Origin of the sequence: Methanococcoides sp., from assembly GCF_030594565.1 — an archaeon.
GTDB lineage: Archaea > Halobacteriota > Methanosarcinia > Methanosarcinales > Methanosarcinaceae > Methanococcoides > Methanococcoides seepicolus.
Window position 1 is genome coordinate 1 of record NZ_JAUVEY010000141.1, and the last position, 5499, is coordinate 5499.

General features: G+C 43.5%; 5 protein-coding genes and 1 pseudogene. 3 read left to right on the forward strand and 3 right to left on the reverse strand.

Features of this window, described 5'->3' with window-relative positions; genetic code table 11:
- Positions 1-224: pseudogene (locus QAS77_RS10075) on the reverse strand (NOB1 family endonuclease); the annotation flags it as partial.
- 70 nt (positions 225-294) lie between these two features.
- Positions 295-1659: an ATPase domain-containing protein gene (locus QAS77_RS10080; RefSeq protein ID WP_305065356.1), complete on the reverse strand. Its 1365-nt coding sequence runs from the start codon at positions 1657-1659 to the stop codon at positions 295-297.
- 169 nt (positions 1660-1828) lie between these two features.
- Here QAS77_RS10080 and QAS77_RS10085 point away from each other — a divergent pair, with 169 nt between their 5' ends.
- Positions 1829-2620, forward strand: coding sequence for an NAD+ synthase (locus QAS77_RS10085; protein WP_250867703.1), 792 nt, complete (start codon positions 1829-1831; stop codon positions 2618-2620).
- On the opposite strand, the gene QAS77_RS10090 is transcribed toward QAS77_RS10085, so the two are convergent.
- The gene (locus QAS77_RS10090; protein WP_305065357.1) at positions 2612-3907 is read right to left on the reverse strand and encodes a tRNA(Ile)(2)-agmatinylcytidine synthase; all 1296 of its coding nucleotides are present in this window, start codon (positions 3905-3907) and stop codon (positions 2612-2614) included. The genes QAS77_RS10085 and QAS77_RS10090 overlap by 9 nt on opposite strands.
- A 74-nt stretch (positions 3908-3981) precedes the next feature.
- Between QAS77_RS10090 and QAS77_RS10095 the strand changes: the two genes are divergently transcribed.
- Together QAS77_RS10095 and purN are read left to right on the forward strand one after the other, a co-directional pair.
- On the forward strand, positions 3982-4953 hold the full coding sequence (locus QAS77_RS10095; protein WP_305065359.1) for a transcriptional regulator: 972 nt from the start codon (positions 3982-3984) through the stop codon (positions 4951-4953).
- A gap of 115 nt (positions 4954-5068) precedes the next feature.
- On the forward strand, positions 5069-5499 hold a 431-nt coding region (purN, locus tag QAS77_RS10100), incomplete at its 3' end, for a phosphoribosylglycinamide formyltransferase (RefSeq protein ID WP_305065360.1).

The following is a 5499-nucleotide window of genomic DNA, read 5'->3' on the forward strand; positions in this document are numbered from 1 at the left end:
AGCTCTTCAACATCCCTCGTCTTTTTCGCAATCGAAAGTACCTCTTTGCGAATCTGCGGGTCAGGTGTTTCAATTCTTGTACCTGTCTCACAAGCGATCTCAAATCGCATCATGGCTTCCCGGCTCTTCATTTCGTCCTTCACAGAAGGTACAGTGATGAACAGCGATGTGTCGCCATCATATCCATAGATGAAAACTGCGGAATCTGTAATATAGAATGTCATGTTCGTATGGTCTCAAGCCAGTTTTATAATGTAGATATTTCTTCAGGCTTATAAGTATAGCTATTACCATTTAATCCGATGACGGTAACATGATGTCTACACCAGTGTCCCTTATTTCAAATTTCCTTATTCCTTTGTCATGATGGCTTCTGTGCATTTTCATGACAGTTATGGTTTTGTCGATATGGTCTTCTTCCTCTTTTAGTGAAAGCAGTACTGAAGTATCCATTCCATAATCTTCGATATAATGCATTCCATTAATGGTATCCGGCCTTTGTGCGAACATTGAGGTGACGCCATTTGATCTGAACATCTCTGAAAGTAGTTTGATATGGTCCTTTGCATCCAGAGGTGTCATGAGGTCGGAGAATACGTTCACATCGTCTACAAAAATACGTTTGATGTTCTCTTTTTTGATAATGGTACGTAATTGTATGGCATGTTCTCCGGCTTCAAGGGCTGACATGCTGGTGCAGACAACTTTTATGGCACCGGAACTTACAAGGTCCCTTATATCATGACCAATGGAGCTTGCATTCGTAAGGGCTTGTTCTTCGGACTCTATAAATGAAACTATCATTCCAGGTTCCTCAGCCCTTGCTCCTTCTGCAATGAATTGTGTTCCAATGGTGGTTTTCCCGGTACCGGGACCTCCGGTGACAAGGGTTGAAGTGCCTCTGATAACACCATTTCCGGTCATTATGTCAAGCCCTTTTATACCGGTTGAGACACGGTCTGTAAAATGGGGTATCTCCATTTCGGTCAGTTCCTGTCGGTGAAGTATAATACCTTCTTCAGTTATTGAAAATGGATGTTTTCCACTTATGTAGCCTTGTCCTCTGAGCTTTAAGACCTCGAGGTGGTGTACTCGACGTTTGTTGGCTTCATCATTGGAAAGATAGATAATGCCATCTGCTACGTGGCTCAGGTCACTTTTCAGGAGCTCGTCTCCGGTGAACTCTCCGATCGCTATGACCAGAGCATCCCATTTTTTCATACGCAGGAAAAGGTCATAGTAGAAACGTCGTTTTGCTTCTTCATCAAGAGTGCTTCCGATGGTCGTAATTGGATCAATGACAATTCGGTCGGGTTTTATTTTTTCAATGGACTCTTCCAGGTTCCACATGAATGTATATATCCCTTTATCAAGGGTCTCGGTGCCGATGGGGATGTAGTTCATGGGGCCGGAGGAAAGCAGGGAGATATTGTAGAAATTCAGCTTTGACATGAATTTATTGACCATTGAAATTGGTTCATTCAATGATGTAACATACATGCATTTCTCATTTTTTTCAGCGGCGTTGAAAATGGATTGCATTGCAAGTGTGGTCTTTCCAGAACCTGCTGGACCTGTTACCAGAATCGCAGAGGGCTTTGGGAACCCGCCTTTTAAAATTGTATCAAGGGCATGTATCTCCGAATTCATTTGTTTCATTATAGCACCTGCTGAATATATTTATATAAATATTCTCTCTACTATATTTAAGACTATGTTCGCTCATTTTTGAAAAAAGTTTAACAGGAAATCTAAATATGTACTGTGAATATAGTAGAGAGCACTATCATATACACAAATACTCGATCATCATCTGGACCTTGGTACTATGGATATTATAAAAGCAAAAGATATCATCATTGATTTTATTGGGAAGAAACTGGAAGGGACGGGAATTGAAGGTGCTGTTGTAGGTATAAGCGGCGGCATCGATTCTGCACTGGTGGCATACCTGTCCGTCGAAGCGTTGGGTGCTGAGAACGTTCTTGGTATACACATGCCTGAAGCTTCAACCCCTGAGTCTGAGATCGAGGATGCTAAAAAGGTCGCAGAAGCTCTTGGCATTGACATTAAGGTGGTAGACATCACCAATGTCCTTGAAAGCTACAGATCATCAATGCCGGATATCGAAGATACATCTGCTTATGTCGATGGTAACCTTAAGGCAAGGATAAGGATGTCCATGCTCTACTACTATGCTAACATGCTTGGCAGAGTAGTGATGGGGACCGGTAACAAGAGTGAGATATTACTTGGTTATTTCACAAAATATGGTGATGGCGGGGTTGATATGGAACCCATAGGCGATCTTTACAAGACCGAAGTATGGGAAATGTCAAAGATTCTGGGTGTCCCGGAGAGCATTCTGGAAAAAGCACCATCTGCAGGACTCTGGGAGGGTCAGACCGATGAAGATGACCTTGGTGTTTCTTATGAGACCATCGATAAAGTGCTTCAACCAATTCTTGCAGGGGAGGGGCAGGAACGCGTGCATCTGAAACTCGGGGTTCCAATGGAGGATATCAATTCCATTCTGCTACGTGTTAGGAGCAATCTTCACAAAAGAGCGATTCCCCCGATAGCACACCTTGATGACCTTCGTGATGACTGGTTATCTTGATGGGAACACTTTCCCATTCTTTTCGCTCTCTTTTTCCTGGCATCTGACAAGGGGTTTTGCAAGGTGTCTTCTTGCACAGGGTGGAACTTCATACATTCCTGTCTCTATCCCTCTTTTGACCTCGACAAGTTCAGATAGATCTGCTTTAGTGCCACATTTCTTGCAGCGGTAACCCTGCCCCTTTCCTGCGGATTTCATCCTTTTTCCACATTCAGAACATGTAGGATTGACCGACTCTTGTTCCTGGACCAGGCTTATTATATTCAGCTTTTCGATGTTCAGAGTGTTGTTCTTCACACTTCCTGAGAACACTATCCTGTCCCCAGGCAGGAATTTGCGTACCAATTCGCGGAAGTTCTTGGTAGGTTCGTAGGCTGCACAGTCCATCTCATCTCCTTCATCGTCACGAACTGAAAAGATCGTATGTCCTCCCCTTATCGTTTCCGGTCGAGTATCCACTGTTGCTTCAATGGTATAGGAGTGCATGTCCTTTATGTCTGCTATCCTCTCCACTGGAATAAGGTGCAGGTCAGTTCCCTGATCGGTCTTATAGATCGCATATCTTTCAACAGGTTCCGAAATTATCATCCGGGATGTTATGGTGACAGGCTCAATGCCATTTCCTCGAACTCCAAAAAGAACGGGATCTCCTGCATGGGGTATGCATACTACTGCATTGTTCGCAATATCGACTGTGTCCCATGTATTCGGGTAGGTCGCAAGGTCTGCTTCCTTCACACTTTCCTCATCGACCTGCCGTTTCGTTCCCCAGGTATCCTTTTCGCGATATGCAAGATATTCGTACGTATGATCCCATCCCGGGTTCAGCATGGCTCCGCAGGCAGCAAGAGCACCGATAAGTCCTCTTCCATTCTTCCATCCTCTTGAAGGCAGGTCCAAGTTAGCGATAAGGTTCTTTGCATCATCTATCTGCAATACCTCACGCACCGCTTTCAGGAAAAATTCGCCGAGCTCTTCTTTAACTTTCTCAGATCGGTCTTCGGGTATGAACACCACTCCGGGATTTGTCATCTCGCTCTGCAGTTCAGAAAGTTCGTCGACCCTTGAGATGACATGTTCCATTACTTTTTCCGGTTCTGATGTTGTTATTTCAAAAGCGGTTGAAGCATTGCCCCTGGTCTTATAGGGAATAGTAGGATTGAGGCGTATAAGTATAGGGCTTCCTCTGATGGTTCCGTATTCTTTCAGCTCGTCCATCAATATTGCACAAAGATAGGTGGTGCACATTCCTTCTCTGGAATCGGTATCGTCTATACTTATTATCATGGTCTTTCAATCTGTGTTCGTTCATATACTAACAAATACCTTTATATAGATGTGCAAACAATGGCTTTATTGTAATGACAAAGGATATTCTGATACATCAGATAATTGAAGTATTGGAACGCGCCGGTTTCATGGTGTCGAATCAATGTAATATCAGGCCCCGTAGTTTTGACCTCGCTGCACGTCAGGGTAATACGCTCCTATTCTGCAAGGTCTTATACAATATTGACGGTCTGAACGAAGAAACGGCCCGTGAAATGAAATCTCTGGCAAAATACCTGAATGGCTATCCCATACTCATAGGTGCAAAAACACGCGACCAGCTGCTTGAGGATAGCGTAGTTTATATGAGATATGATATTCCTGCATTGAGTATACAGACACTTTACGATTATTTTGTAGAAAATGTACCTCCGCTTGTATCCGCAGCACCCGGAGGTTTGTATGTATCCATTGACGGGGATGTGCTCAAGGAAGCGAGGATGAACATATCGATGTCTCTGGGGGCTCTTGCTTCCGAGTTGGGTGTATCCAGACGTACTATAAGCAAGTATGAAGAAGGTAAGATGGATGCATCTATTGATATTGTGCTTCATCTGGAGGAGATACTGGATATGGCACTTGCAAAGTCCATCGATATACTCCGCAGTTTTGAGAAAGAATTGGACCCTGCAACTGTGAATGAAGATACCTCTGAAAGGAAAACACCGCCTAATGACAATATACTGAACCTTATATACACTCTGGGGTATGATGTCCTTTCAACGAACCAAGCTCCGTTCAAGGCGGTTTCAAAGGATACTTCCAGTACTTTCCTGACAGGGGTTAGTGAATACAGCAATGCAATGGTCAAACGTGCTCATTTGATGAGCAGCATCTCCAATGTCATCGAGACCCAATCCGTTTTCATTATCGAGGGTAAGAGCAGGTATAAGTCTGTTGAGGACACCGTACTTATCGAAAGGGATGAGCTCAATAGTATCGCAGATGCGGATGACCTTGATACTCTTATTCATGAAAGGTCCAAGCGGCATAAAGGGGAATGAACTTTTTTGAGTTCCCTTCTTAATATGATCGAATGTTTTTCTGTAACAATATGTTGAGTGTTTGGATATATAAGTCCAAAACTCTAATATATAGCAATCCCGTATGATGTGAGCAATGACTCTCAATATTGCAGTTCTTGTATCTGGACGTGGTTCAAATCTACAGTCCATTATCGATAATATTGAAAATGGCTACATCCCGAATGCTGCTATCAAGGTCGTTATCAGTGACAAGGGAGATGCCTATGCACTTGAGAGGGCAGAAGCACATGGTATTGTTCCTGTTTTTGTGGACCCTTCCGCTTTTGGGGATAAAAAAGGCTACGAGGATAAGATCCTGGAGGTTCTTGGTAAATATGATACCAACCTTGTCCTCCTTGCAGGATACATGCGTATTCTAGGCAGCAGGATAATTGGGAAATACCGGAACAGTATAATGAACATCCATCCGGCTTTGTTACCTTCTTTCATGGGACTTCATGCACAGAAGCAGACGTTGGATTATGGTGTGAAGGTTGCAGGGTGTACAGTTCATTTCGTTGATGA

Excerpts from the sequence above, each read along its gene's own strand:
- QAS77_RS10085 (WP_250867703.1), top strand. The coding sequence starts at position 1,829 with ATGGATATTATAAAAGCAAAAGATATCATCATTGATTTTATTGGGAAG.
- QAS77_RS10095 (WP_305065359.1), top strand. The coding sequence starts at position 3,982 with ATGACAAAGGATATTCTGATACATCAGATAATTGAAGTATTGGAACGC.
- QAS77_RS10090 (WP_305065357.1), bottom strand. The coding sequence starts at position 3,907 with ATGATAATAAGTATAGACGATACCGATTCCAGAGAAGGAATGTGCACC.
- QAS77_RS10080 (WP_305065356.1), bottom strand. The coding sequence starts at position 1,659 with ATGAAACAAATGAATTCGGAGATACATGCCCTTGATACAATTTTAAAA.